The following is a 26,379-nucleotide window of genomic DNA, read 5'->3' as shown; positions in this document are numbered from 1 at the left end:
TCTAGTTGACCAGAGCGGCTTCGGTGCGGTCCTCAACCATGTCCATGGTTACGTCAGGAGCCAGCTCGACCACTTTCAAGCCACCTTCTACCACATCAAAGACGCCGAGGTCGGTAATGATCCGGTCAACAACATTCTTGCCAGTCAGAGGCAGGGTGCACGCCTTGAGCAGCTTGGCGTCGCCCTTCTTGTTATTGTGATCGGTAATGACAATCACGCGGCCAACGCCCGCTACGAGATCCATGGCCCCGCCCATGCCTTTGACGAGCTTACCGGGGATCATCCAATTGGCAAGGTCGCCATTTTCGGCGACTTCCATGGCTCCGAGGATCGCCATCGCAATCTTGCCACCACGGATCATGCCAAAGCTGGTGGCGCTGTCGAAATAGGCGGTATGGGGCAGTTCGGTAATTGTCTGCTTACCCGCATTGATCAGGTCCGCGTCTTCCTCACCCTCAAACGGAAACGGCCCCATGCCGAGCATGCCGTTCTCGCTCTGAAGGGTAACGGTCATGCCGTCCGGAATATGGTTGGCAACCAGTGTCGGAATACCGATCCCGAGGTTTACATACATCCCGTCTTCAAGCTCTTGCGCGGCCCGCGCCGCCATATCATCACGTGTCCAGGGCATTAGGCTTTCTCCCTTACAGTGCGTTGCTCGATCCGCTTCTCATGTTCGCCTTGCACGAGGCGGTGCACATAGATGCCGGGAATATGAATATGGTCCGGGTCGAGTGTGCCGGGTTCGACAATCTCTTCGACTTCCATGACGCAAATCTTGCCACAGGTTGCTGCGGGCAGGTTGAAGTTGCGGGCGGTCTTGCGGAAGATGGCATTGCCAGTCGTGTCGGCTTTCCAGGCTTTGACGATGGCGAGGTCAGCAAAGATGCCTTCTTCGAGGATATAGTCCTCGCCATTGAAAGACTTCACTTCCTTGCCCTCAGCGATGACGGTGCCAACACCGGTCTTGGTATAAAAGCCCGGAATGCCTGCGCCGCCAGCGCGCATCCGCTCAGCGAGCGTGCCTTGCGGATTAAATTCCAGCTCCAGCTCACCAGAGAGGTATTGGCGCATAAACTCGGCATTCTCACCCACATAAGACGAGCACATTTTCTTGACCTGCCGGGTCTGCAGCAGAACACCGAGGCCAAACTCATCCACACCCGCATTATTGGAATAGACGGTCAGGTCTTTCGTCCCTGCATCACGGATCGCCGCGATTGAAAGCTCTGGAATGCCACAAAGACCAAATCCTCCGGCGGCAATCGTTATGCCGTCGAACAAAACGCCTTCAAGCGCTGCGGCTGCGCTGTCATATACTTTGCTCATGCGGTGTTCGTTACGCTGCGTTAGCGTAAGGTGCAAGGGGACTCTCTAGCGCGACTGAAAAGGACAGTTTCGCTCATATAGAAAAAGCCCCGAAGCATGTGCTCCGAGGCTTTCTCATTCGTTATGCGGGTTGGCTTAGAAGCCCATGCCGCCCATGTCTGGCATACCGCCACCTGGCATTGCAGGGGCGTCCGCTTTTGGCGCTTCGGCAATCGCGGCTTCTGTGGTGATCAGAAGGCCTGCAACAGAAGCGGCGTTCTGCAGGGCAGAGCGAACCACTTTAGCTGGGTCGATAACACCCATTTCAACCAGGTCGCCATACTCTTCAGTCTGCGCGTTGAAGCCGTAGGTCTTCTCCTTCTGGTTGACGATTGTGTTGACGACAACAGAGCCTTCAACACCAGCGTTCTCAGCAATCTGACGGATTGGAGCTTCAAGCGCCTTGCGGACGATATCGATACCGGCCTGCTCGTCATCATTGATGCCTTTGACGTCGATATTGCCGGCTGCGTAAAGCAGAGCTGTACCGCCGCCAGGGACGATACCTTCTTCAACCGCAGCGCGGGTCGCGTTCAGCGCGTCATCAACGCGGTCCTTACGCTCTTTCACTTCGATTTCAGTTGCGCCGCCAACCTTGATGACTGCAACACCGCCAGCGAGTTTCGCCAGACGCTCTTGCAGCTTCTCACGGTCATAATCAGAAGATGTATCTTCGATCTGCTTGCGGATCTGACCAACACGGGCTTCGATTTCGTCTTTACCGCCAGCACCATCAACAACGGTTGTGTCGTCTTTGGTGATGTTTACGCGCTTGGCTGTGCCGAGCATGTCGAGAGAGACGTTCTCAAGCTTGATACCGAGGTCTTCAGAGATGACCTGACCGCCTGTCAGGATCGCAATGTCCTGCAGCATGGCTTTACGACGGTCACCGAAACCTGGTGCTTTCACCGCAGCGATTTTCAGACCGCCACGCAGCTTGTTGACAACCAGAGTGGCCAGCGCTTCGCCGTCTACGTCTTCAGCAATGATCAGCAGTGGGCGCTGAGACTGAACAACGTTTTCAAGGATTGGCAGCATTGGCTGGAGGGAAGACAGCTTCTTCTCGTGCAGCAGGATGTATGGATCATCCAGCTCAGCCGTCATCTTGTCAGCATTGGTGACGAAGTATGGAGACAGGTAGCCGCGGTCGAACTGCATACCCTCAACAACGTCGAGTTCAGTTTCGAGAGACTTGGCTTCTTCAACTGTGATGACGCCTTCATTGCCGACTTTTTCCATCGCCTGAGCGATCATGTCGCCAACTTCGCTGTCGCCGTTCGCAGAGATCGCGCCAACCTGAGCGATTTCACTGTTTGCTGAGACTTTGCGAGAGTGGTGAGCAAGGTCAGAAACAACTTCAGCAGCAGCTTTATCGATACCGCGCTTCAGGTCCATTGGGTTCATACCGGCGGCAACGCGCTTAAGGCCTTCACGAACGATGGCCTGAGCCAGAACAGTCGCGGTTGTTGTACCGTCACCGGCAACATCGTTGGCTTTAGATGCAACTTCGCGAAGCATCTGGGCGCCCATGTTCTCGAACTTATCTTCAAGCTCGATCTCTTTAGCAACGGTTACACCGTCTTTGGTTGTGCGCGGGGCACCGAATGATTTTTCGATAACAACGTTGCGGCCTTTTGGGCCGAGGGTTGTTTTTACGGCATCAGCCAGTGTGTCGACACCGCGGAGCATTTTTTCGCGTGCAGAAGCACCGAACTTTACGATTTTTGCAGCCATTGTGCTCAATCCTTGATTTGAATTTCAGTTGAAACGACGAGTGAGTGAGAGCGCGGGCCTGAAAAGTGTTTGCAGTTTTCAGTTAAACCAGCGCGACCAGCAAGAGGGCCTAGCTCTCGATCACACCCATGATGTCGCTTTCTTTCATGATCAGCAGGTCTTCACCGTCAATCTTGACCTCGGTGCCACCCCATTTGCCGAATAGGATTTTGTCGCCTGGCTTTACGTCGAGCGGAACACGCTCATTGTCATCGCCGATTGCGCCATTACCAACAGCGAGGACTTCGCCTTCCTGTGGCTTTTCAGTTGCTGTGTCTGGAATGATGATGCCACCAGCAGTTTTGGTGGCTTCTTCGACGCGGCGGACCAGAACGCGGTCGCCTAATGGACGGAACTTCATGGACATACCCTTTGTTCGTCAGGTTGAATTGTTTGGTTCGCTGGCATGAGTTTGAGTGCTTTAGCACTCGCGCCCTTAGACTGCTAACGATGGCGGGGAAGTAGGTGTCAGTAGGGCGAGCGTCAACACATTGGAAACAATTCTTTTCAGGATTTTTGGGCTTTCTGCAAAAAATATCACATCGACGCACGAAGATGCTTGCAACGCAAAACCCACCCCGCTATATCGCCCGTTCAAACAGAGCGCTCCCTTCGTCTATCGGTTAGGACGCCAGGTTTTCAACCTGGAAAGAGGGGTTCGATTCCCCTAGGGAGTGCCAGTTTGCCACCATTCACTAGAAAAATGTCTGACATGTTCGCCTTGTAGGTGACTTTACGTGAGTCCATGTTTAGATATTGGGCAATAAGGGGCGTTGAGTGAGCACTGCTGAAACAAATCCTGATATGATTAACGAGCCCGAAGCGGTGCGAATGATCGGCCATGTCAAATGGTTTGATATCAGCAAGGGCTTTGGCTTCATCATTCCTGAGACTGTCGAAAGCGTCAGCATCGATGGCGATGTCATGCTGCATGTCTCCTGTTTACGGGCCTATGGTGAGAACCTTGTCGATGAAGGCGCACGCATTGTGTGCAATATAGAGCTTCGGGAGAAGGGGTGGCAGGTCGCTCATATCATAGAGATGGAACGCTCGATGGTTTCAGAGCGCCGCGGCAGTGCTGTAGTTTTTGAGGCTGTCACTGTTAAGTGGTTCGACAACGTCAAAGGCTTTGGCTTTGTGAACAGAACGGGGCAGAGCGAAGATATTTTCCTGCACATTACGACCGTCAGGCGTGCGGGATTGGAAACAGTTGAGCCGGGTATGACTTTGGATGTTGTCATCTCGAATGGCAATAAAGGACTCAACGTCAAACAGATTAAGGCCGATTGAGCCGTTTTTTGTTGCTTGCCTGAGGCTGCTCAGGCGGTTAATCGAACCGTATGAGATACATTCATTCTGCCGCTGTAGCCCTTGCTCTTTCTGCCATTTCACTGGCAGCGCATGCCGATCCTATGCAGGTCACGCCGCTCACAATTGAAACCGATGAAGGTTCGCATACGTTCACGGTCGAAATTGCCGATGATCAGGAAGAAATCAGTTATGGCCTGATGAACCGCGAGAGCATGGACGCCGATGCGGGCATGTTGTTCGATTTCGCCCAGCCACGCGATCCGGCGATGTATATGAAGAATACACTGATCTCGCTCGACATGCTCTTCATTTCCACAGATGGTACGATTGAGATGATTGCGCGTAACACCGTGCCCGGCTCTTTGCGGACTATTTCAGCAGGTATTCCAGTTAAAGCGGTTCTTGAGCTGAATGGCGGGCGCGCGGCCGAGCTTGGGATTGAGCCGATGGACACCGTTATTCATCCGATCTTTGGTAATACTGACACTGAAGAGTAATGCGCGAATCGGACCTGCCCGATCATCTTCGTGTTCCAGATGGCTTCGTCCTGTCGTCCTCTCGCGGACGGTTCACCAATCATAATGGTCCCGTTTACATGACGAGTGCCAAGGGTGACCTGCGTTCAGGCATGTTCGTCCTGGACCGCCATTGCAATGGGATGGGCTTTCTGCATGGGGGGATGGCCAGCGCTTTTGCTGACCGTTCGCTCGCTGTTGCGGTTTGGAATGCCACCCAAAAAATGTCCGTGACGCTTAAACTGACCATGCATTTCTATGAAACTGTGCGTCTGCATGACTGGCTGGAAGCCCATCCAGTCGTGCTTTCTGCAGAAAATGGTATCGTCCAAGTCAGCGCAGATCTGTTGATTGACGGGGGAAAGCTGGCTGCCAGAGCCGATGCGACATTCCGGTCACTGCGTCGCACAGCAAAATAGGGTTGCGGTTCAAAAAACCCAAAGTATATCGGGAGTCCGGAGCGTGGCGCAGCCTGGTAGCGCACCTGGTTTGGGACCAGGGGGTCGGAGGTTCGAATCCTCTCGCTCCGACCATTTTGTCCCCGGAGGTTTCTATGGACGCCCGTATCTACAAGCCTGCTAAAACAGCCATGCAGTCCGGGCGCGGTAAAACCAGGGAGTGGGTGCTCGAGTTTACCAATGGTGGAAGTCGCAGCGTTGACCCTTTGATGGGCTGGACCAGCATTGATGATACAACCGGACAGGTTCGCTTGCATTTTGATACGCGTGAGCAGGCCATTGCCTATGCCAAGCGCGAAGAACTGACCTTCACGGTTGAAGAGCCGCGCGAGACAAAACGTTTGGTAAAATCCTATTCAGAGAATTTCGCGTTTGACAGGAAGCAACCCTGGACGCACTGATCCTTTTGGTTCGGCCCCTTAGCTCAGCTGGATAGAGCACCCGCCTTCTAAGCGGACGGTCGCAGGTTCGAATCCTGCAGGGGTCGCCATTCTTACTATTCACGCAAGAAAAAAGCCTGCTCGTGAAAGCAGGCTTTTCTGTTTTGGTTGCTATCTGGTTAGTTTGCCAAGGCTCCGATGATCAGGCCGATGATGGCACCGGTAGCGACAGAGGCGAGGATAGCATCGCCCGTGTCATGGTCACGGACCCAGTGATACCCATGTGGTGGATCGTAGAGACCATAGGCCCAATAATCACTCAGGATCACCGTATGCTGGTGGTAACCATAATAGCCACCAATGCGATACCGCGGGGTATAGTGGTAGTGCGGGCGGTGATACCGTCCATAGATCACGCGGCTATGATGAGGCCTAGCATAGTATGGCCGATAATGCCGTGGACGACTGTAATAGTGGCGCCGTGGTGTGTGATAGCGATAGCCTGAATGGCGGTAGTGACGCCGGGCATCGCGATAGCCATCCCGATAGGCGTGCCGTCTGATCTGGCGGTTCTCGACACGATCACGATAGCGCCGCTCCGCGCGTCTTTCCTGACGGCGCTCATAACGCCGATCGTCCCGGCGGTCCGCACGTCTCTCCGCTCTGCGTTCCTCTCGTCTATCTGCGCGCCGCTCTTCTCTACGCTCGGCGCGTCTCTCGGTTCGACGTTCTTCTCTTATATCCGCGCGTCGTTCATCTCTACGTTCTGCGCGGCGTTCTTGGCGTCTTTCCGTACGTCTTTCGTCGCGACGAACTTCACGGCGCTCTGCTCGGCGGTCATCACGCCGTTCTGAACGTCTTTCTTCAAACCGTCGCTCCGCCCGTCTTTCCTGACGGCGTTCGCTACGAGCCTCGCGATTCTGCGGGCGTTCCGAAGCATGGGTAAAACGCCCATTATCAGGCTTGGTCGCCATGGCCGCAGGGGCCAGGGTGGCAAAGCTCAAGGCAGATGCAGCAACACCGGCCACAAGTTTCGTGAGGATGGTCATAGTCACCTCCTTCGGTTAGGGACGGAGCAAACAGGACAATCCTGTCAGATCCTTTCCAGCCTTGGATGTAAGCTGCCACTCACAGGCTGAACTTTAACTGAACGGAGGCTTCAGCTTGCAGAGCGGGGCAATCAAGGTGACCGATGAGCTGTCCATTCCCGAATGGGAACTGGTCGAGCAATTCGTGCGCGCCTCCGGTCCGGGCGGGCAGAATGTCAACAAAGTGTCCACTGCCGTCCAGTTGCGCTGGAATGTTGAGGCAAGCGCCTTGCCGGCAGCCGTAAAAGCGCGTTTCTGCCGTCGTTTTGGATCACGCCTGACCAAGGATGGTGACATCATCATCGAAGCCAAGGATCATCGTTCACAGGCCTTGAACCGCGAAGCCGCGCGTAAACGTCTAGCAGAGATGGTGCGCGGCGTGGCCAAGCCACCCAAACGCCGGATCGCAACAAAGCCCACAAAAGGGGCGGTGCGGCGCCGTCTGAAGGCCAAGAAAGTGCGCAGCGAGGTGAAATCCCTTCGTGGTAAAGTTCAATCTGACGATTGAGCTGATAAGACTTTAGTCTCGCCTGCTTGCGCGATGTCCTGACACGCGCCAGTCTCTAAACAGCGGAAGGAGACGATAGTATGAAACATCATATCATGATTGCGCTGGGTATTCTTATGGCGCTTTTGTTTGCCTTTCGCATGGCCAATGCGCTGGTAGAGCCGGGACTTGGCTTTCGTGAGCTATATCTTGCGGGCGGCCTGCTGATTGCTGGTTATCTCATGTATAGCGGCTGGCGCGAATGGCGCGCTTTCAAAGCTGAAAAACCGGGCTCAGACGAGGCTTAGACCAAAGTCCGTCTACGCAAAGGCGGCATTCTCCCCGACCCTGTATCTGCGGCAAAGGCCGTCCAAGATAATGACAGGGGAGGACCTGCAAAGTGCAAGATATCAATGAAATCGATACGAAAGGGTATTGGGCGGCGACGGTTCGTTTGACCATTACACTTCTCGTCATCTGGTTTGTCGCGTCTTACGGCGCTGGCATTCTCTTCCGGGATGTCCTGGATCAAGTCTCGATCGGCGGTGCGCCGCTCGGCTTCTGGTTTGCGCAACAAGGCGCGATCTACGTCTTCCTCGGCCTCATTGGGTACTATTGCTACGCGATGAACCGCCTTGAGAAGAAATTCGGCGTGAAAGGATAGGGTTATGGATTGGACCATGTTCTTCGTCGTTACGACGTTTGCGCTTTACATCGGGATTGCGATCTGGGCGAAAGCCGGTTCCACCGATGATTTCTACGTTGCTGGCCATGACGTGCATCCAACCGTGAATGGTATGGCGACCGCTGCGGACTGGATGTCTGCGGCGTCTTTCCTGTCCATGGCAGGTTTGATTGCCTTCCTGGGCTATGGTGGCTCTGTCTACCTGATGGGCTGGACCGGCGGCTATGTTCTGCTCGCCGTTCTGCTCGCGCCATTCCTGCGTGAGTTTGGTAAGTTTACCGTGCCGGATTTCGTGGGTGACCGCTATTACTCCAACGCCGCCCGCCTGATCGCGGTGCTTTGCGCCCTGTTTGTTTCGTTCACCTACATTGCCGGACAGATGAAGGGCGTTGGTGTGGCTTTCTCAAGCTTCCTTGGCGTTGACTTCAACCTCGGCATCCTGATCGGGATGGGCATCGTGTTCGTCTACGCGACGTTCGGTGGCATGAAGGGCGTGACCTATACACAGGTCGCTCAGTACTGCGTTCTGATCTTTGCCTACACGGTTCCGGCGATCTTCATGTCGATGATCATCACGGGCAATCCGATCCCGCAGCTTGGCTTTATCGGCAATGCAGCAGGCGAAGATGTTGCCATGCTAGATAAGCTCAACAAGACGGTGACCGATTTAGGCTTCTTGGAATATACCAGTACGAATAAGAGTATGTTCGACGTGTTCGCGATTACCGGGGCGCTGATGTTCGGCACCGCGGGTCTGCCACACGTCATCATTCGCTTCTTCACGGTGTCTTCAGCCAAGAATGCCCGTGTATCTGCAGGGTGGGCGCTGGTCTTCATCGCACTGCTTTACACAACCGCTCCTGCAGTTGGCGCTTTTGCCCGGATCAACTTCATCGATAGCGTCAATGAAGCGACCTACATTCAGGATGGCGTTGACTATGAAGCTGAAGCGGCAGCGATTGCAGCCGATGGCGGCAAGCCAGTTCCACAGTGGTATAAGACCTGGGAAAAAACCGGACTGCTCAGCTATGACGACAAAAACGGTGACGGCATCATGCAATACCGTGGTCCGAATGCACCAGACGGTATCGAGAATGAGGTTGTTCCAAACCGTGATATCTTCGTGCTGGCGAACCCGCAGATTGCCAATCTGCCGGGATGGGTCATCGGGCTCGTGGTTGCCGGTGGCTTAGCCGCAGCGCTCTCCACGGCGGCGGGGCTCCTGATGGTGATCTCGTCTGCGGTCAGTCATGACCTCTGTCGACGCACCTTCTTCCCGGAGATGAATGACAGTACCGAATTGCTGGTGGCGCGTTTCGCAGCGGCTGGGGCTGTTGTGGCCGCTGGTCTCCTCGGCATCTTCGCCGGACAGCTCGGCTTTGTGGCACAGGTTGTGGCCTTTGCCTTCGGTCTTGCGGCGGCCTCGCTCTTCCCGATCATCTTCCTGGGTATTTTCTGGAAGCGGATGAATAAGGAAGGTGCGATTGCCTCCATGGTCTTCGGCCTCGTTTCGACCTTTGCCTATATCTACTACTTCAAGTTTGGTGGCGGTACACCGGATCAGTATCTGTTTGGCGTATCTCCAGAAGGTATTGGCTTTGTCTTCATGTGGGCCGCTGGAGCCCTGGGCATTGTCACCGCCTTGGTCACAGCCCCTCCACCGCAGGATATTCAGGACCTCGTCGAGGATATCCGGGTACCGGGCACGCGCCAGCCACATGGTGAGGCTGACGCAGGCATGGCGCCAATGCCTGCCGAATAAGACACCCCTCCCAAGGGTAAACTCCAAAAGGGCGGCTGAAAGGCCGCCCTCTTTTTATGCGCCTGCTAAGTGGCTTCGCCACACAGACGATAAGTGGGTTCCGTATCGCGCTTTAAGCGCTCACATGAACCGGGCCGCAGGCGCATTTGTGTTCGTTGATTTGGGTATCTTCTATGGCTTGTGCCACCCGCTCCCCCTCCCAACCACCCCAAGGGTAGCCTCTGCGGGCGGTTGGGAGGGGGAGCGGGTGGATCATGATCTCTAAATCCATATCTACGACTAAGGGCTGACTAGGCCATCGACATGGGCGTGCGCCATGATAGCGTGGGAGAATGACGATGCCCGCTTGGCTAATCCTGTTCTGTGGTGCGCTCTATATGGCGCTGCTCTTCGTGATCGCTGCGCGGCGGGACCAGCAAGCCCAAAAGCCTGATTTTTCACAAAGTCCAACCGTCTATGCGCTCGCTCTGGCGGTCTATTGTACATCGTGGACGTATTTCGGGGCTGTTGGGACAGCTGCATCCAGCGGGTGGGATTATTTGCCGATCTATCTGGGACCGATCCTCGTCTTTACGCTGATGCCCGGGTTCATCCGCCGAATTGGCCGGATCGTGCAGAGAGAGAGCATTACCTCACTCTCGGACTTTCTGTCGGCCCGCTATGGTAAGAGCCGGACGGTTGCAGCCGTTGCAACACTGGCCGCCGTTGCCGGAAGTCTGCCTTATATTGCGCTTCAGCTGAAATCAGTCGGTATGAGCTTTCAGGCGCTATCCTCTGGCGCAGAGGGCAGTGCGTCTACACCTGACGAAACTGTCCTGCTTACAGGCCTTGCGCTGGGCGCTTTTGCCATCCTGTTTGGCGCCCGCTACGCCGATACAACCCGCCACAATGCTGGCCTGATGCAGGTCTTGGCTTTTGAGGCGATTGTAAAGCTGGTCGCCCTGATTGCGGTATGTGCGTTGTCTGTCACGATGCTGACAGGCTTTGGAGGTGGGGCTCCGGAGCTTGCGCCATCGCCATTCGCTGTTGAGGGCCTGTCCGGGCGTTTCATGACGATTACGCTTCTTTCTATGGCCGCGATGATCTGTTTGCCCCGCCAGTTCCATGTGGCGATGATAGAGCGCCGCAATGATCGCGATAATGCGCGCTCGCGCTGGATGTTTCCGCTTTATCTCGTTGTCACGACCATCGTAGTGATTCCGATCACAATGGCGGGTCTCAGCCTGCTTCCCGCGGGAACTTCCCCTGACATCTATGTTTTACAGCTGCCACTCTCTCAGGGGGATGGCATGCTTGCCATGCTGGTCTTCCTTGGTGGGTTCTCGGCCGCTTCCGGCATGGTGATTGTCTCGACGGTTGCGCTCTCAACCATGGTGACGAACGATTTGATCGTACCGACTCTGATGCGGACAGGTCGTTTTACCGATGTGACCGGCGCCTCGGGCGCGCGATTGGTGACTTTGCGCCGGATCGTGGTGATTGTGCTGATCCTGCTCGCCTATTTCTATTATCGGTTTGCTGGCAGTGAAGCGCTGGCCAGTATCGGGCTTTTATCCTTTGCGGCGGCGGTCCAGTTTGCTCCGGCTTTGATCGGCGCAGTTTATTGGCGCGGCGGCCAGCGTCTGGGTGTGATTTTCGGATTGAGCTGCGGTGTTCTGGTCTGGGCCTACACGCTGTTCCTGCCAGCTTTGATTGGTCATGACATGATGGCGGCCAGTGTGCCCGTTTTGCTCGACCCGCATGCTCTGTTTGGGTTCAGCTTTGGTGATCCGTTGACGCATGGCGTGATCTGGAGCCTTGGCCTCAACACATTGCTTTTTGTCTTTATCTCTATGCGTGTGGCAGAGCGTCTGCGTGATCGGGTACAGGCGGCCGCCTTTACGGGACGCGGTGGTGATCGTTCCATCGCCAGCAATACAGCCTTGTCGTCAATTGAAGCGGTTTCCCCAAACGGATTGAAGACCCTCTCTGCGCGGTTCCTTTCTCCAGATGCTGTAGAGAATGCCTTTGCGGCCTTTGAGAAGGAGACGGGCGTTCTGGCGAGCGGCGATGAACCTGCCGATTGGCGTCTGGTGCAACGCACAGAGCGGCTGCTTGCGAGTGCGCTTGGGGCCTCCTCCGCTCGGGTCGTAATGACCTCCGCAATTGGCGGGGTCGATGTCGCGCTACCGGAAATCCTTTCCATTCTGGATATGCAGACAAGGGCAGAACGGTTTGACCGCCATATGCTGCAATCCATGCTGGAGAACATCTCGCAAGGGATCAGCGTGGTCGATCATGAGCAACATCTTGTGGCCTGGAACACAGCTTATGTTGATCTGTTTAATTATCCCGATGATCTCGTTCGGGTGGGTCAGCCGATCGCTGAACTGATTGGCCATAATCTTCAGTCGGGCTGGATTGATGGCGATCCAGCCGCAGAAGCCCAGCGCCGGATCGACTTCATGCGCGCGGGCAGCGTACACGTCTATGAGCGCCAGAATCCTGATGGGCGCTTTATTCGGATTACGGGGCATCCCATGCCGGGTGGGGGGTATGTTACCACATTCACCGACATTACCGAAGATCGCGCCCGCGAGGCGGCCCTGCGCGAAGCCAATGAACAACTAGAGGCGAGGGTACAAGAGCGAACGCGCGAACTCTCTGAAGCCTCGCTCGCCCTCGATGCAGCCCGGCAGGAAGCCGAAGCCGCCAATGCCTCAAAGACGCGGTTTCTGGCGGCTGCCAGCCATGATCTGTTGCAGCCGCTGAATGCGGCGCGGCTCTTCCTTGGGGCCTTGCAAGGACCAAACAGCGGCGATCCAGACAAGATTGCCGATGTCGTGGCCAAGGCTGATCGCTCGATCCAGTCTGCGGATGAGTTACTGAAAGGCTTGCTGGATATTTCGCGTCTCGACCATGACGCGATCAAACCGGGCCTCACCGATCTGCCGATTGGGCCCTTGCTAGAGGATCTGGTCGATGAGGCCGAGCCCATGGCCACGAAAGCTGGTTTGGAAATTCGGTTGGTTCCAAGCCGCCTGATCGTTGAAACCGATCCTGAGTTTCTGAAGAGTATCTTGCGGAACTTTATCTCTAATGCGCGCCGCTATACCCAGAGTGGAGCGATTCTGGTTGGGGCGCGGCCCCGTGGCGATAATGTTCGCCTGGAAGTCTGGGATACTGGGCCGGGGATTCCGGAAGAGCGCTTACCTTATTTGTTTGATGAGTTCCGCCGATTTGAAGACATGGATAATCTCGGTCTGCGCGGCGCTGGCCTTGGCCTGTCTGTGGCGCAACGGATTGCGGAGTTGTTGGAAACAGAGATCAAGGTTCGCTCGATAGTCGGGAAGGGCAGTGTATTCTCGGTTGAGGTCCCAAGAGTTCGTCGAGTGCCACAAAAGCCTCGCCAGGAAGCGCATCCAATGGCAGGCGCTCCGGTGCATTTGAAAGGTCTTCGTGTTCTCTGCGTCGATGATGAGAAGCCGATCCTTGAAAGTCTGGAAATGCTCCTCTCGGCCTGGGATTGTCATGTGGTAGTTGTGTCTTCGCCAAAGGCTTTTGATCAGGCGATTGCCACACAAAGTTTTGATGCGATGGTTGCCGATTATGAACTCAATTCAGACCGCACGGGGCTTGATCTGATCGAGGCTTTCCAAACCCAGTCAGGTTTGGTCGATCGGACTATTCTGGTTACTGCACATCGGGCTGAGGCCGTGCATGAGCGTGCGAAGAGTTTAGGCGTCAAGGTCGAAGGCAAACCGATTGCCGCCGGAACCTTACGGCGTTTTCTGGAGACGATCAGGTCGCAGCCTTCTCAAGCCGCAGAATAGGGCACCGCTAGAGCGCTGTCCCTTCCTTATAAATGAGCAGCGCCTGTGTTCGGTTATTCGCGCCGAGCTTTCGGAAGATTGCCGTCATGTGCGCTTTCACCGTGGCGATCGAAATACCCATTTCATAAGCAATCTGTTTATTCAAAAGACCGTCTGAGAGGCCGGCCAGCACACGCTGCTGTGCTGGCGTCAGGGAGGCAACGCGCTCCGCCAATTCGGCTTTGTTGCTCTCGTCTGCATCCCCTGCGCTTGGCGGGAACCATGTTCCGCCATCGGTTACTGTCACCATCACCGCAGCCATTTCCTCAAGCCCTAGACTCTTGGGCATATAGCCCGCCGCACCGAGGGTTTGCGCGCGTTGGAAGGCATCAGAAGCCTCGGTCGCTGAGACGATCACGATTGGGCAGTCGGCAAACTTTGCCTTCAGCTTTGTCAGGCCATCAAAACCATCGACATCGGGCAGATTGAGATCCAGCAAGATCAAGTCATGCGGATCCTCTTCAAGGGCTGTCACTGCACTGGTCAAATCCTTGGCATGCGTGGTCGTTGCATGATTGCCAAAGGCTTCGCGCAAAGCGGTTTCTAATGCGTCTCTGAAAAGTGGATGATCGTCAACGATCAGAGCCTTTGGCGCCTTTTGCATATTGTCCTCCCACGTCCGATTATTTTTCTATACCGGATCTGTATTGAACTAAAGTCTAGCCTTGATTCACGGTGTCGGCCAGATCGTAAAAAAGTCTATGCGACCAAGGGATTAGCACCAATGGCCAATAGCGGCTTGAGGCCCCGTCGCTGATACTTCTCCCATAAGAAAAATATCATCGGGGAGGAATAACGATGAAAGCCTACTTGAAGCACACGATGCTTGCCGGTGTTGCGGCACTGGCCTTGCAAACAGCGGCGGCGCAAGAGCAGAGCGTTGAAGAGCGTATTGCTGCGCTTGAAGCCATGGTTGCAGAGTTAAAAAGCGAGCTAGCAGCCGAAAAAGCGCAAACAGATCAAGATATTGTCCGGATTGAAAGCGTGGCCAAGGCCGAAGCCACGGATCGCCCTGTGACAACAACCAGCGGCTTCATGGTCGGTGATACAACGTTTAAGCTCAGTGGATTCATCGATGTTGATGCGCATGCCACAAGCTTCAGCGATGGCCAGGTTGGCTCAAACTCGATTGCGCGTGATTTCTATATCCCAAGTGCGACCCCGATTGGCGGCGATGAGTATAGCGTTACCGACCTGACAGCGCAGGCTTCACGGTTTGCGGTAACGGCGCAAAAGCCCGTCGGCGATAATCAGGTGACAGGCTATCTGGAGCTGGACTTCCTTGGTTCAGCCCAAGGCAATGAACTGGTTTCCAACTCCTACTCACCACGCCTGCGCCGTGCTTATGTCGATTACAAGGGCTGGCGTGTGGGTCAAGAATGGTCGACCTTCCAGAACACATCGGCCATCCCGGAAAGCGCCAGCTTCCTGGCTCTATCTGATGGCATGGTCTTCGTTCGTCAGGCACAGATCCGCTATACTAATGGGAATTGGCAATTCGCGTTAGAGAACCCGAATACGACCAGCCTGAATTTCGGTTCGGTGGATGACAATCTGCTGCCAGATGTTGTGGGTCGCTATAATTTCAAAGGTGACTTCGGCAATGTCTCCGTGGCGGCGATTGCCCGGCAATTGCGCGCTGACTTCGGCACAACAGAAGATGAAGTCTTCGGCTATGGTCTGAGTGTTTCAGGGCGGGTCAAAGTCGGTGAGAAAGACGATATTCGCTTTGGTTTGACAGGCGGTGAAGGTCTTGGCCGGTATATTGGCCTGGCCGCCAGCCGCGCCACAGCGCTCGACCCGAATGGCGATCTTGAAGCGATTGCGAGCTATGGCGGACATGTCGCCTGGCGTCATCCATTCGGTGATACCGCGCGGTTCAATCTGGGATATTCCGGTCTGTTCGTCGACAATCCCGATTATCTTGGCGGGGCTGTGAACAAATCTGTTCAGTCGGCCTATGGCGCGGTCCTTTGGGATATCGCCCCGAAAGTCACGCTTGGAACTGAGCTCATGTATGGCGTGCGGGAACTTGAAAGCGGCCTTGAGGGCGATTTCACGAGGCTGACCTTCTCGACCAAGTATGGATTCTAATCTAACCTTCAGGGGATAAAGCAAATGGCCGATGGAGAAATGAATATGTCTGATGATCCTGTCTATGAGGTCCCGTCGGCCTTTGCGGCGAAAGCAAATCTGACGCCCGAGCAATACAAGTCGATGTATGCCGCGTCGATTGCCGACCCGGAAGCCTTTTGGGGCGAGCATGGGCAGCGCCTTGATTGGTTTAAGCCATACACCACCGTCAAGGATGTCAGCTGGGATAAATCAGACCTGCATGTGAAGTGGTATTCTGATGGCGTTCTGAACGTCTCCTACAATTGTATTGATCGCCATCTGGAAACCCGCGGCGATAAGACCGCGATCATCTGGGAGGGGGACCACCCTGATCACGACCTTTCTGTCACCTATACCGAGCTGCATGAGCGGGTCTGCCGCTTTGCCAATGTTCTGAAGAAGCTGGGCGTCAAGAAAGGCGACCGGGTTACGATCTATCTGCCAATGATCATTGAGGCCGCTTACGCGATGCTCGCCTGTTCGCGGATTGGCGCGGTACATAGCGTTGTCTTTGGCGGCTTTTCGCCCGAAGCGCTGGCGCAGCGGATCAATGATTGTGATTCCAGCATTGTCATTACTGCCGATGAAGGCCGTCGCGGTGGACGTCTTGTCCCGCTCAAGAAGAATGTCGATGAAGCCGCTAAACATGCGCCAGGTCTGACCAAGGTTCTGGTGGTGGAAAACACAGGCAATGAAGTGCCAATGAAAGGCAGCCGCGATGTCTGGTGGCACGAGGCTGCGCAAGGTGTCGATGAGTTCTGTGATCCAGAGCCGATGAATGCTGAAGACCCGCTCTTCATCCTCTACACATCTGGGTCAACCGGAAAGCCAAAAGGCGTTCTGCACACAACAGGCGGCTATCTCGTCTGGGCGTCCATGACACATGAATATGTCTTTGACCTCAAAGAAGATGACGTCTTCTGGTGTACCGCTGATGTCGGCTGGGTCACCGGGCATACCTATATTGTCTATGGCCCGCTTGCGAATGGCGCGACGACGATGATGTTTGAAGGTGTGCCGAGCTATCCAGATGCCAGCCGTTTCTGGCACGCCTGTGACAAGCATAAGGTGACGATCTTCTACACCGCACCAACCGCGATCCGTGCCCTGATGCGCGAAGGCGATGGTCCGGTCAAAGCCACCGATCGCAGCTCTATTCGCTTGCTCGGTTCGGTCGGTGAGCCGATCAATCCGGAAGCCTGGGAATGGTACTATAATGTCGTGGGGGAACAGCGCTGCCCGATCGTCGATACCTATTGGCAAACCGAAACAGGCGCGACCTTGATGGTGCCCCTGCCAGGCGCGACGGCGCAAAAGCCGGGCGCTGCAAGCCATCCTTTCTTTGGCATTCAGCCCAAGCTGGTTGACGCTGAGGGCGGCGAGCTCACGGGCGCGACCGAAGGCAACCTGATCATCACCGATAGCTGGCCGGGTCAGATGCGCACCGTGTATGGCGACCACCAACGCTTCATTGATACCTATTTCAGCGCCTATCCGGGTACCTATTTCACTGGTGATGGCTGCCGCCGCGATAGCGATGGCTTCTACTGGATCACAGGCCGTGTTGATGATGTCATCAATGTCTCTGGTCATCGTATGGGCACCGCTGAAGTCGAAAGCGCATTGGTCGCCCATGACCTTGTGTCAGAAGCTGCCGTGGTTGGTTATCCCCACGACATTAAAGGGCAGGGCATCTATGCCTATGTCACGCTGCTGGCGGGCACTGAACCCACGGACGAGATCAAGAAAGATCTGGTCAAATGGGTGCGCGCGGAGATCGGCCCGATTGCTTCACCAGACCTGATCCAGTTTGCGGGCGGGCTGCCAAAGACGCGCTCAGGGAAGATCATGCGCCGTATCCTGCGCAAGATTGCCGAGAACAGTTACGACAATCTCGGCGATACCAGCACATTGGCCGAACCTGAAGTGGTCGACGACTTGATCGAGAACCGCCAGAATCGGTAAGTGCTCCCAAGCGAAGGACTGGGTGATTAGAAGCACTCAGAAGCGCGCCAATAGAGGAGCATAGTGTACAGCAAGACTATCTGGAGGATCACCAAATCCTCCAGATTTTAGCTCCCAGCCTTGATCGTAGAAATTTACAAATAGGCTATTGTAAACAACAGGCTTGGAAGTGCCCGTCTCCCATATTCTCCAGGACTGCAGCAGGTGTTTCTCAGTAGGTCCCAAAGTCACCATTGTTGTATCAATCAATTTGGCGGTCATCGGTGTTGAGAAGCAAATAGGTCTGTTATCCAGCTTTCCGTCCCTGAACTGTCCTTGCCAGCATAAATCATTGCCAGTCCGCTTCGCGCATTCCACGGCGTCTAATGCTTTGCGGCCCCTGTCTTCAAAAACGCAATCAAAGTCTGTGCCATAGTGTTCGCTGAGAGCGCTTATGCTTTCCCTCTGCGCTACATTTATCTGGTGTGTAATGAGTGGAGCTTGCAGTGCGTTTGAGGTAGACGTCTTGCTACTTTCAGAGCTGTCGCATTCCTCCCCAACTGGAACTCGGATCATTGTGCCTGCTTGTCCAGCAACGACAGGTGGTTGGTAGATGCTTTGATAAACAGTTCGACAACCATTCTTGCTATCACTTTTTGGGGTACTTTCTGTGCCATTGATTGTGCAACCGATTAAAACCGCGAGCACGCTAATGCTGTATAAATGCTTCAAATGATTATCCATTGCATCTTGCAACATCACGCCTTTGAGTGGCGTGATGCATGTCAAATATCTGTTCGGCAAATAATGTGGAGGTAGGGTTTCCCCTTAAATAAGGGAAAGCCCTATAGATAAACGAAAAACCCCGGATTATTGCGGTCTGGGGTTTTCTCTTACGCGCCCTGTAGGAAACCATTCTGTTCCAGCCAGAGGATGATCTGGTCGGCGGCGTCTTTGGGGCTTTGATCTACCGTGTTAATGGTGATTTCCGGATTGTGTGGCGCTTCATACGGGCTATCGATCCCGGTGAAGTTCTTGATCTCACCCGCGCGGGCTTTCTTGTAGAGGCCTTTGACGTCGCGTTCTTCGGCAACGTCCAGAGGGGTATCAACAAAGATTTCCACATACTCGCCCTCTGCCATCAGGTTGCGCGCCATGCGACGCTCAGACCGGAAGGGTGAAATGAAGCTGACCAGCGTGATCAAGCCAGCATCACTCATCAGCTTGGCAACATTGGCCACGCGGCGGATGTTTTCCACGCGGTCCGCATCGGTAAAGCCAAGATCACGGTTCAGACCATGGCGGACATTGTCGCCATCAAGCAGGAATGTGTGCTTGGATCGCGCGAACAGCTTTTGCTGCAAGGCATTGGCAATGGTCGATTTGCCTGATCCAGACAGACCCGTGAACCAGAGCACCGCTGGTTTCTGGGCCTTCTGGTCGGCGAGGGCGGCGCGATCCACATCCATGGCTTGCCAGTGGATATTGCTGGCACGGCGCAGGGCGAAGTCGATCAGGCCCATGCCAACTGTATCATTGGTCAGGCGATCAATCAGGATGAAGCCGCCCATTTCCTGCACGCTGTCATAGGGGTCAAACGCAACCGGCTTGTCGAGTGAGAGCGTCGTGACGCCAATCTCATTCAGCTCTAGCGTTTTTGCGGGTTTCTCTGCCAGTGTATTGATATCAATGCCGTATTTAGGTGTGTTGACTGTGGCGGGAACAACATTTGTGCCAAGCTTCACCAGATAGCGTCGGCCCGGCAGCATGGGCTTATCTGACATCCACAGGATGCGGGCCTGAAACTGATCAGAGGCTTCGGCAGGGGCATCTTTTGTGGAGAGCACATCACCTCGCGAAATGTCGATTTCCCGATCCAGTGTCAGCGTAATCGACTGGCCCGGAATGGCTTCTGGCAGATCACCACCCTGTACGACGATCCGCTCAACAATCGCTTCCTGTCCACCGGGTGTAACACGTATAGCATCGCCGGGTTTCACGTGACCGGAAACAACGGTTCCTGAGAAGCCACGAAAGTCGAGATTGGGGCGATTGACCCACTGCACGGGCATGCGGAATGGGCCTTTATCGCGCCGATCACCAACCGGAACCGTTTCGAGATAGTCGATCAGGCTTGGTCCGGTATACCAGTCCGTATTCCCTTTGGGTTCGGTAATATTATCCCCGGCAAGCGCCGACATCGGGATCGGCGTAATGTTAAGGTCTTTGCCAAGGCTTTTGGCAAACTCTGCAAAGTCGGCCTCAATCTGCTTGAAGACCGCCTCATCATAATCGACCAGGTCCATCTTGTTGATGGCGAGGACCAGATTGCGAATGCCGAGACTTGATACGATGAAGCTATGACGACGGGTCTGGGTCAGGATGCCCTTGCGGGCATCAATCATCAGAATAGCAACATCCGCTGTCGAGGCTCCGGTCGCCATATTCCGCGTGTATTGCTCATGTCCGGGCGTATCGGCGACAATAAATTTGCGTTTGTCGGTTGAGAAGAAGCGGTAGGCAACATCAATCGTGATGCCTTGTTCGCGCTCTGCTGCGAGCCCATCAACGAGCAAGGCAAAATCGATATTCTCGCCCTGTGTGCCAGAGCGTTTGGAATCGGCCTCCAACGCGGCGAGCTGATCCTCATAGATCAGTTTGGAATCATAGAGCAGCCGCCCGATCAGGGTCGACTTGCCATCATCCACGCTGCCGCACGTGATGAAGCGGAGCAGGGACTTGTTCTCGTGGGTTTCGAGGTATCCGGCCACATCGGCGGCAATGGCCTCCATATCGGTCTGGCGCATTAGAAATACCCCTCTTGTTTTTTCTTCTCCATGGAGGCGGCCTGATCGCGGTCGATGACGCGGCCTTCGCGCTCAGAGCTGGTGGAGAGGAGCATTTCCTTGATAATCTCGTCGAGCGTATCCGCCTCGCTCTCAACGGCGCCAGTGAGCGGATAACAACCAAGGGTCCGGAAGCGGACTTTTTTCATCACAGCGGTTTTGCGCAAGTCTTCTGGAACGCGATCGTCATCAACCATGATATCGGTGCCTTCCCAGTTCACAACCGGGCGTTCGGCGGCATAGTAGAGCGGGACGATCTCAATCTTTTCGCGGCGGATATACTGCCAGATGTCGAGCTCAGTCCAATTCGAGAGCGGGAATGCACGAATGCTTTCACCCGGTGCCAGACGGGCATTGTAGAGGTTCCAAAGCTCAGGGCGCTGGTTCTTTGGATCCCAGCGATGCTCTGCGGTTCGGAAGGAGAAGATACGCTCTTTCGCGCGTGACTTTTCCTCATCTCGGCGGGCACCTCCGAATGCAGCATCAAACTTGTACTTTGTCAGCGCGGCCTTCAGCGCTTGTGTTTTCATCACGTCTGTATGGAGCGCAGATCCATGCGTGAACGGGCCAATGCCCTCGGCAATCCCGTCTTCATTCTTGTGGACGATCAGGTCCAGCCCGAGCTCTTTGGCCTTGCGATCACGAAACGCGATCATCTCGCTGAACTTCCAGGTCGTATCGACATGCATTAGCGGAAATGGCGGTATACCGGGATAAAAAGCCTTCATCGCCAGATGCAACATCACGGCGCTGTCCTTGCCCACAGAGTAGAGCATGACCGGGTTTTCCGTTGAGGCGGCAACCTCGCGAATGATGTGGATACTCTCGGCTTCGAGCCGGTCGAGATGCGTAAGCGATGTCACTGTGGCACACGTGTCCTGTTTGGTGGTCGATTGCGCTTCCACCTAATAGAAAGGTGCCTGCATTCAACCGTGTAGATTGCAGCCTAGTCTACTGTTTAGTTTTTATATGGGTAAGGGAGGGTTAAGTCCCGGATCGTTTAAGCGGTGCCAGAGCAGGGGCCTGCAGAACATGTTTTGCCGCATGATGCTCCAGTTTTTCGCATGTCCGGTAAAGGTGCTCCAATGCTTCGGTCATGTCTTCAATCAGCAAGTTGAATTCAATCGCTTCAAAACTCTCAGGCGTCTGCCGCCATGTGGCTGTGTCATAGGTGGAGAGTGTTGCAAGCGATCGCTTGAGCACTTCATGTTCAAACCGCCATTGTGGCATAACTCTCGTGTGTCCCCAGTCATGTTACAATTACAATATTAGGGGAAAATTGGATTTAATCAACATTAAGTAGAATTTTTATTCTTTTGCCGCGCGGCAATAATATCGTCTCTGAGTTCTATGAACGTCTTGGTCAGGGGCGGTGAGGTCACGTCATGGCCGACGGCTTTCAGCACCATCTCTGGGTTCACGAATGATCTGTCCGTTGCAGCAAACTTGGCGACCAGCTCGACGGTGGCATGGGTTCGACCTTTGCGGACAAACTTATGCTGGATAGCGACATAGGTGTCGTCCCAGCATGTGATCTGGGTTTCAAGCTCAAACGCTTGTGGGAATTTCAGCATTTTCCCGACAATGACTTTTTCAGACAGAATGACTGGGATCCAGCCACGCTTGCGCATGGTGCCCCAGCAGTTTGAGCGAATGATAAAGTTAATGGTGCCAAGATCAGAGAATGAAAAATACCGACTGTTCGTCATATGCGCGAACATGTCCTGATCGGTCAGCCAGACGCTAAACTTCAGCTTATAGAGATCGGTGATGCCGCCATCCTTTTTTGAAAAGAGTGCGGCGAGAAAAATACGGACAAGGCGGAAAAACAGGTTCACTTTGACACTCCCTTATGAGGCGAGTGCTGACTGGTGCATATCCTGCGCCAGTTGAACGTTAAAATTGACGATATGGGAGACGGCCTCATACGAGAATGTTGCGCCTGTATACCAAGTGCGTGAATCGCCGCCTTGCATTGTCTTTAGTCGGGTCAAAAGCCCCTCACGTATGGCATCCGACTGATACAGCGCATGATACTTCCACATTTTTTGCAAAATGATGTTGGTGACGTTGCCACCTTTGTCGCTGATATCCTTACGCAGGATCTCTTTCAATTCGTCAGAGTCGTAATCGCCAGAGAGCTGACCGGACAGATAAAGGTGGCCCCCAAGATCGGCTTCATACCCGTCGAGGCGGGCGGACAGGAGCTGCCCCCGCTCTGCGCCTGGGATAACAGAGGCGAGATAGCTCTCCACATCTGTATCGGTGAACCAGTTCTCTGCCGCAAACAGGGTGGTCGTGTAGCCATTCCAGAACACAGAGTTCGCGACATAGGATTCGTCTTCGGTGGGCGCCGTCAGCTTCATAAAGTCATCCACTGGAATGGCGCACACAAGCTGATCATAGGCCTTTGTTTCCCCATCCTCTGTTGTGACGGTGATTTCAGGTCCGGTCCGGTCGATCAAGGTGACGCGGGCATTAACCCGCACATTCAGATCATCAGCAATTCTGCTCCAGAATCTGGCCCAGCCAATATCGGGCATTTTCAATTGTTTAAGGATGCCAGTCCAGAGCAGGGCCATGTCATTCCAGTTCAAAGCCTGCACGGTCGGAATTTCATCAACAAAACCATAGGCGATGTTCGTCGTGGATCGGTGCATGAAGCGTTCGATCTTGCCCAGGTTACGTTCTGCCAACCAATCCTGGATCGGCATCGCCGCCTGTTCCAGTGCCCATTCTGGCGGTGTCTCCAGAGCAAGAGCCTTTTGCAGCTTTGCCTTGTCTGTCCAGTAGCGATACAGTTGCAGGAAGAGGTTTGGGCCCGGACCTTTGCGAACGTAGCGGGTAAATCGGTCGCCTTCGAAAGTCTGCTTCTTAAGACCAGACATCTTGATGCCCATTTCACGCATCCAGCGATTGGTCACCTTATGCGAGAAGGTCGCATAGCAGGTTCCCATCTCAACCACGGTCTTGCCATGATACACGGTAAAGGATTTCCCGCCGACCTGGGGGAGTGCCTCCAGCACCTCGATATTTGTGAAGCCCTGTTCTTTCAGAAGGCGAGCCAGACTTAATCCTGCTGGACCCCCGCCGATAATCGCCATGCGGCTATCCAGGCCAAAAGCCTTTCCGATATGATCAGTGCGTTCGCCATGCGGAGGATTGGAAGTTGAACTTTGAGCCATATTCATCAAATTCCACTCTACTAAGTGTTCTGTAAAAGTTACTGCAGATTACGCAATTCAAATGCCAGCTTTGCGTCATGTTAAGTCGGATATGCCATCAGTGGCCGTAATGAAAATCGCGCGTGATCCCTCGGCAACATTCATGGCCTTGTTTGGCCCCTTTGGCAAACCTGCTGATGGGGCACAAGCGGACGTTTATCTTGCCCAACAGCTTTTGCTGACCAAACAGCAATTGCCAATGGGATTCATCAACAGTCTGGCAGCGATCCTTATTGGCTTTACGGTTTGGGGATCGAGCAAGCCATGGATCGTCCTGAGCTGGACGGGGGTTGTCGTCGCTATTGGCCTGTTTCAGATGTACACTTCCTGGCGCATGCGTAAGCTGCCTGAGCCAAAATCGGTCAGCGGCTCGTATCTGCGCAAAGGAGAATATGCCTCTCTGATTGCGGGCATATTGTGGGGTGGAACCGGCTTCCTGTTTGGATTTGCATCAGGTGACACGACCTTGATGCTCTTCCTGTTTGTCATGCATGCGGGCATGGCGGCCGGTGTAGTCAGCTTGATCACGCCACTCCCGCGTCACACGGTCCGGTTTGTTTTTCCATGCTTGCTGCCGTCAATCATGGCAGTCTTCGTGTACGATGGAGACTTCGCACTGGCTTTGTCGGTTATGGGCGGTCTGTTTCTCATGGCTTTGGCCAATAGCAGCTTGATGAGTTACAATCAGTTGAAAGCCAACATCAATCGAACGCACGAAACGCTGATGGCCAAGAACACGCTATCGAATGCGATTAATGCGTCACATGACGCTTTTGCTTTCTTTGGAACCGATGGTTCACTGGTTCTGGCGAATGATCGTCACCGAGCTTTGTTCGAGAGCCAGCTGACGCGCGATACGTTTGGAAATAGCGAGCAAGGCGTGCGGACCATTCGCCAAGGTAGCCATTGGCTCTTGCGCTCTGTCCACGAAGTGGAATCGGGCGGTAGTGTCGTTGTCCACACCGATGTCACGGCGATGAAGGCGCGTGAGCGCGAACTGGTTGATGCGCGCCGCGAGGCTGAGGAAGCCGATGAGGCCAAGAGCCGCTTCCTGTCGACCATGAGCCATGAATTACGTACACCCCTCAACGTCATTATCGGTTACTCGACCTTGATGTCGACCAGCTCAAAGGTTGAGCTCAGTCGCAAGGAAATCACCGACTATGCCGACGGCATTCAGCAGAGTGGGGATCACCTGTTGCGGCTGGTCGATGACATTATCGACTATTCGAAAGTCGGTTTAGGGAGATTCCTGGTTGAACCGCACCGCGTTGATTTGCGATCGGTCTTGGCCAAATCCATCTCTCTGGCGGCGAGCTTTGAAGGCATCAAGGATCTATCCATCCTTGATGTTTCTGTCAGTCCGAAGCTGCAATATCTGCTGGTTGATGAGTTCGTTTGTCAGCGTATCCTGATCAGCCTGCTGTCAAATGCCTTCCGGTTCCGTGAAACGGATCCGCGGCTGGTCATTCGTGCGCGTCTGGATGAAGCGGGTCGTCCGTTCATTTCCATTCGTGACTTTGGCCCCGGTATCCCTCAGGATGAACTCGATCATGTGTTCGAAGCCTTCTATCAGACCGATGGTGGACTTGCGCGCGATACGAATGGCGCAGGCCTTGGCCTGACGCTGTGTCGTCACTTGGCCCGTCTGCATGACGGTGATGTCATCCTGAAGAGCCGTGTTGGTGTTGGTACAACGGCGACCCTTGTGTTGCCAGCCTCCAGCTATGTTCCACGGGAAATTGACCAACAGACTGACGTGAAGAATCGCGAGACGGCTTAAAGGGTTAGGCCCATAGCTTGTCCAGCTCCGCAGCGATTGCGAAAGCGCGTTTCGCCGCCGGGCCGCTAATCCGCAACCCGATCATCGCTGAGCCCTCAAGCGCGGATGGGTCTTGCGAGCGTCTGGCCCAGCGGGACCCGGCAACAAACCCTTCATCCAGCTCTGACAAGAAGGCGCCAAACTCTTCCTCGCGGCCATCGGCGAACAGAGGTAGCCAGATCAGGAAGCGCGCCTTGGGCCATTTCATCATCGCCCGTGGCACCCAATTGGCGAGGGCATCCATATCGGCCTCGGTTTCATAGCTGGGGTCGAGCATAACCAGCATCTCTTCGCCGCGCCGCGGCTGCAGACGCAACGCACCACGATAGCCGTCTTCCTTACGGATGAGCGCGCGGGGTTCCTTGGCGAGGGCTTTGGCAAGCGCGGCATGTTCAGCTGGATGCTTTTCAAACAAGGCAATCCGCGCAGATGGGCCAAGCAGCTGCACAGCCAATGCCGGTGATCCGGGATAGGACTTTGGGCCCTTACCTTGAACATGGCGCAGCCAGGGTTGTAGCGCCCGTGCGGCTTTATCGGCCTTGGGCATAGCTAGCACGCCAAGATCAGCCTCGCCGGTCTTGCGGGCTTTATCCCCAGTCAGGTCGTAAAAGCCCCGCGCAGAATGGGTTTCCACATAGAGCAGAGGCTTTCCGGCTTTGGCTTCTTCTTCCAGCACAGCATGCAGCACGGCGTGCTTGAGCACATCGGCGCGGTTCCCCGCGTGATAGCCGTGCTGGTAAGAAAGCAAGG

General features: G+C 54.6%; 25 protein-coding genes and 3 tRNA genes. 15 read left to right on the top strand and 13 right to left on the bottom strand.

Translation table 11 applies throughout. The annotated features are described in order from the left end of the window. Position 1: 1 nt before the first annotated feature. The 4 genes from RYZ27_RS07950 to groES form a co-directional block, all read right to left on the bottom strand. Entirely contained in the window at positions 2–631 is a 630-nt protein-coding gene (locus RYZ27_RS07950) for a CoA transferase subunit B (protein ID WP_406678958.1), read from the bottom strand. After that, complete coding sequence (locus RYZ27_RS07945) at positions 631–1,329, bottom strand: CoA transferase subunit A (RefSeq protein ID WP_406678957.1); 699 nt, start codon at positions 1,327–1,329, stop codon at positions 631–633. Before RYZ27_RS07945 ends, RYZ27_RS07950 begins: the two co-directional genes overlap by 1 nt. Positions 1,330–1,464: 135 nt before the next feature. Beyond that, positions 1,465–3,102 carry a chaperonin GroEL gene (groL, locus tag RYZ27_RS07940; RefSeq protein ID WP_406678956.1) on the bottom strand — a complete coding sequence of 546 codons (1,638 nt, stop codon included), beginning with the start codon at positions 3,100–3,102 and terminating at the stop codon, positions 1,465–1,467. 109 nt (positions 3,103–3,211) lie between these two features. Continuing rightward, positions 3,212–3,502, bottom strand: a complete 291-nt coding sequence (gene groES / locus RYZ27_RS07935; protein ID WP_406678955.1) for a co-chaperone GroES — start codon at positions 3,500–3,502, stop codon at positions 3,212–3,214. A gap of 244 nt (positions 3,503–3,746) precedes the next feature. Between groES and RYZ27_RS07930 the strand changes: the two genes are divergently transcribed. From RYZ27_RS07930 to RYZ27_RS07900, 7 genes are all read left to right on the top strand, one after another. Beyond that, positions 3,747–3,821 (top strand) — tRNA-Glu (locus RYZ27_RS07930). Positions 3,822–3,945: 124 nt separating this feature from the next. Beyond that, positions 3,946–4,431: a cold-shock protein gene (locus RYZ27_RS07925; RefSeq protein ID WP_406678954.1), complete on the top strand. Its 486-nt coding sequence runs from the start codon at positions 3,946–3,948 to the stop codon at positions 4,429–4,431. Between the two features lie 50 nt (positions 4,432–4,481). Next, positions 4,482–4,949: a DUF192 domain-containing protein gene (locus RYZ27_RS07920; protein ID WP_406678953.1), complete on the top strand. Its 468-nt coding sequence runs from the start codon at positions 4,482–4,484 to the stop codon at positions 4,947–4,949. After that, the gene (locus RYZ27_RS07915; protein WP_406678952.1) at positions 4,949–5,386 is read left to right on the top strand and encodes a PaaI family thioesterase; all 438 of its coding nucleotides are present in this window, start codon (positions 4,949–4,951) and stop codon (positions 5,384–5,386) included. Before RYZ27_RS07920 ends, RYZ27_RS07915 begins: the two co-directional genes overlap by 1 nt. Before the next feature lie 37 nt (positions 5,387–5,423). Further along, positions 5,424–5,500 (top strand) — tRNA-Pro (locus RYZ27_RS07910). A gap of 20 nt (positions 5,501–5,520) precedes the next feature. Next, on the top strand, positions 5,521–5,826 hold the full coding sequence (locus RYZ27_RS07905) for an ETC complex I subunit (RefSeq protein ID WP_406678951.1): 306 nt from the start codon (positions 5,521–5,523) through the stop codon (positions 5,824–5,826). 12 nt (positions 5,827–5,838) lie between these two features. Then, positions 5,839–5,915 (top strand) — tRNA-Arg (locus RYZ27_RS07900). 69 nt (positions 5,916–5,984) lie between these two features. On the opposite strand, the gene RYZ27_RS07895 is transcribed toward RYZ27_RS07900, so the two are convergent. Next, the gene (locus RYZ27_RS07895; protein ID WP_406678950.1) at positions 5,985–6,854 is read right to left on the bottom strand and encodes an RcnB family protein; all 870 of its coding nucleotides are present in this window, start codon (positions 6,852–6,854) and stop codon (positions 5,985–5,987) included. Between the two features lie 115 nt (positions 6,855–6,969). Between RYZ27_RS07895 and arfB the strand changes: the two genes are divergently transcribed. The 5 genes from arfB (at position 6,970) to RYZ27_RS07870 (ending at position 13,639) form a co-directional block, all read left to right on the top strand. After that, the gene (gene arfB / locus RYZ27_RS07890) at positions 6,970–7,401 is read left to right on the top strand and encodes an alternative ribosome rescue aminoacyl-tRNA hydrolase ArfB (RefSeq protein WP_406678949.1); all 432 of its coding nucleotides are present in this window, start codon (positions 6,970–6,972) and stop codon (positions 7,399–7,401) included. Between the two features lie 80 nt (positions 7,402–7,481). Continuing rightward, complete coding sequence (locus tag RYZ27_RS07885) at positions 7,482–7,688, top strand: hypothetical protein (protein ID WP_406678948.1); 207 nt, start codon at positions 7,482–7,484, stop codon at positions 7,686–7,688. Between the two features lie 92 nt (positions 7,689–7,780). Beyond that, complete coding sequence (locus RYZ27_RS07880) at positions 7,781–8,044, top strand: DUF4212 domain-containing protein (RefSeq protein ID WP_406678947.1); 264 nt, start codon at positions 7,781–7,783, stop codon at positions 8,042–8,044. A 4-nt stretch (positions 8,045–8,048) separates the two neighbouring features. Beyond that, positions 8,049–9,827 carry a sodium:solute symporter family protein gene (locus RYZ27_RS07875; protein WP_406678946.1) on the top strand — a complete coding sequence of 593 codons (1,779 nt, stop codon included), beginning with the start codon at positions 8,049–8,051 and terminating at the stop codon, positions 9,825–9,827. Between the two features lie 338 nt (positions 9,828–10,165). Continuing rightward, positions 10,166–13,639 carry a PAS-domain containing protein gene (locus RYZ27_RS07870; protein WP_406678945.1) on the top strand — a complete coding sequence of 1,158 codons (3,474 nt, stop codon included), beginning with the start codon at positions 10,166–10,168 and terminating at the stop codon, positions 13,637–13,639. Between the two features lie 7 nt (positions 13,640–13,646). On the opposite strand, the gene RYZ27_RS07865 is transcribed toward RYZ27_RS07870, so the two are convergent. Then, positions 13,647–14,282 (bottom strand): response regulator transcription factor, encoded by a 636-nt coding sequence (locus tag RYZ27_RS07865; protein WP_406678943.1) that lies wholly within the window; start codon positions 14,280–14,282, stop codon positions 13,647–13,649. A 194-nt stretch (positions 14,283–14,476) separates the two neighbouring features. Between RYZ27_RS07865 and RYZ27_RS07860 the strand changes: the two genes are divergently transcribed. After that, the gene (locus RYZ27_RS07860) at positions 14,477–15,772 is read left to right on the top strand and encodes a DcaP family trimeric outer membrane transporter (protein ID WP_406678942.1); all 1,296 of its coding nucleotides are present in this window, start codon (positions 14,477–14,479) and stop codon (positions 15,770–15,772) included. A gap of 45 nt (positions 15,773–15,817) precedes the next feature. Continuing rightward, positions 15,818–17,758, top strand: coding sequence for an acetate--CoA ligase (acs, locus tag RYZ27_RS07855; protein ID WP_406678941.1), 1,941 nt, complete (start codon positions 15,818–15,820; stop codon positions 17,756–17,758). A gap of 36 nt (positions 17,759–17,794) precedes the next feature. On the opposite strand, the gene RYZ27_RS07850 is transcribed toward acs, so the two are convergent. The 6 genes from RYZ27_RS07850 to RYZ27_RS07825 all read right to left on the bottom strand — a co-directional run bounded on the left by RYZ27_RS07850 (position 17,795) and on the right by RYZ27_RS07825 (position 23,768). Continuing rightward, positions 17,795–18,496, bottom strand: a complete 702-nt coding sequence (locus RYZ27_RS07850) for a hypothetical protein (protein WP_406678940.1) — start codon at positions 18,494–18,496, stop codon at positions 17,795–17,797. 134 nt (positions 18,497–18,630) lie between these two features. Next, complete coding sequence (cysN, locus tag RYZ27_RS07845) at positions 18,631–20,544, bottom strand: sulfate adenylyltransferase subunit CysN (protein WP_406678939.1); 1,914 nt, start codon at positions 20,542–20,544, stop codon at positions 18,631–18,633. Next, entirely contained in the window at positions 20,544–21,446 is a 903-nt protein-coding gene (gene cysD / locus RYZ27_RS07840; RefSeq protein WP_406678938.1) for a sulfate adenylyltransferase subunit CysD, read from the bottom strand. The genes cysN and cysD overlap by 1 nt, the downstream gene beginning before the upstream one ends. A 121-nt stretch (positions 21,447–21,567) precedes the next feature. Next, positions 21,568–21,813: a hypothetical protein gene (locus tag RYZ27_RS07835; protein ID WP_406678937.1), complete on the bottom strand. Its 246-nt coding sequence runs from the start codon at positions 21,811–21,813 to the stop codon at positions 21,568–21,570. A gap of 65 nt (positions 21,814–21,878) precedes the next feature. Continuing rightward, positions 21,879–22,421, bottom strand: a complete 543-nt coding sequence (locus RYZ27_RS07830; protein ID WP_406678936.1) for a thioesterase family protein — start codon at positions 22,419–22,421, stop codon at positions 21,879–21,881. A gap of 12 nt (positions 22,422–22,433) precedes the next feature. Further along, positions 22,434–23,768 carry an FAD-dependent oxidoreductase gene (locus RYZ27_RS07825; protein ID WP_406678935.1) on the bottom strand — a complete coding sequence of 445 codons (1,335 nt, stop codon included), beginning with the start codon at positions 23,766–23,768 and terminating at the stop codon, positions 22,434–22,436. Between the two features lie 61 nt (positions 23,769–23,829). Between RYZ27_RS07825 and RYZ27_RS07820 the strand changes: the two genes are divergently transcribed. Then, complete coding sequence (locus tag RYZ27_RS07820) at positions 23,830–25,590, top strand: sensor histidine kinase (RefSeq protein WP_406678934.1); 1,761 nt, start codon at positions 23,830–23,832, stop codon at positions 25,588–25,590. Between the two features lie 4 nt (positions 25,591–25,594). Here RYZ27_RS07820 and rlmJ read toward each other — a convergent pair whose 3' ends face one another. Next, positions 25,595–26,377, bottom strand: a complete 783-nt coding sequence (gene rlmJ, locus RYZ27_RS07815; RefSeq protein ID WP_406678933.1) for a 23S rRNA (adenine(2030)-N(6))-methyltransferase RlmJ — start codon at positions 26,375–26,377, stop codon at positions 25,595–25,597. Between the last annotated feature and the right edge of the window lie 2 nt (positions 26,378–26,379).

It is taken from the genome of Hyphomonas sp. FCG-A18 (assembly GCF_045287255.1).
Classification (GTDB): domain Bacteria; phylum Pseudomonadota; class Alphaproteobacteria; order Caulobacterales; family Hyphomonadaceae; genus Henriciella.
This window is presented reverse-complemented; position numbering and strand designations above follow the sequence as displayed.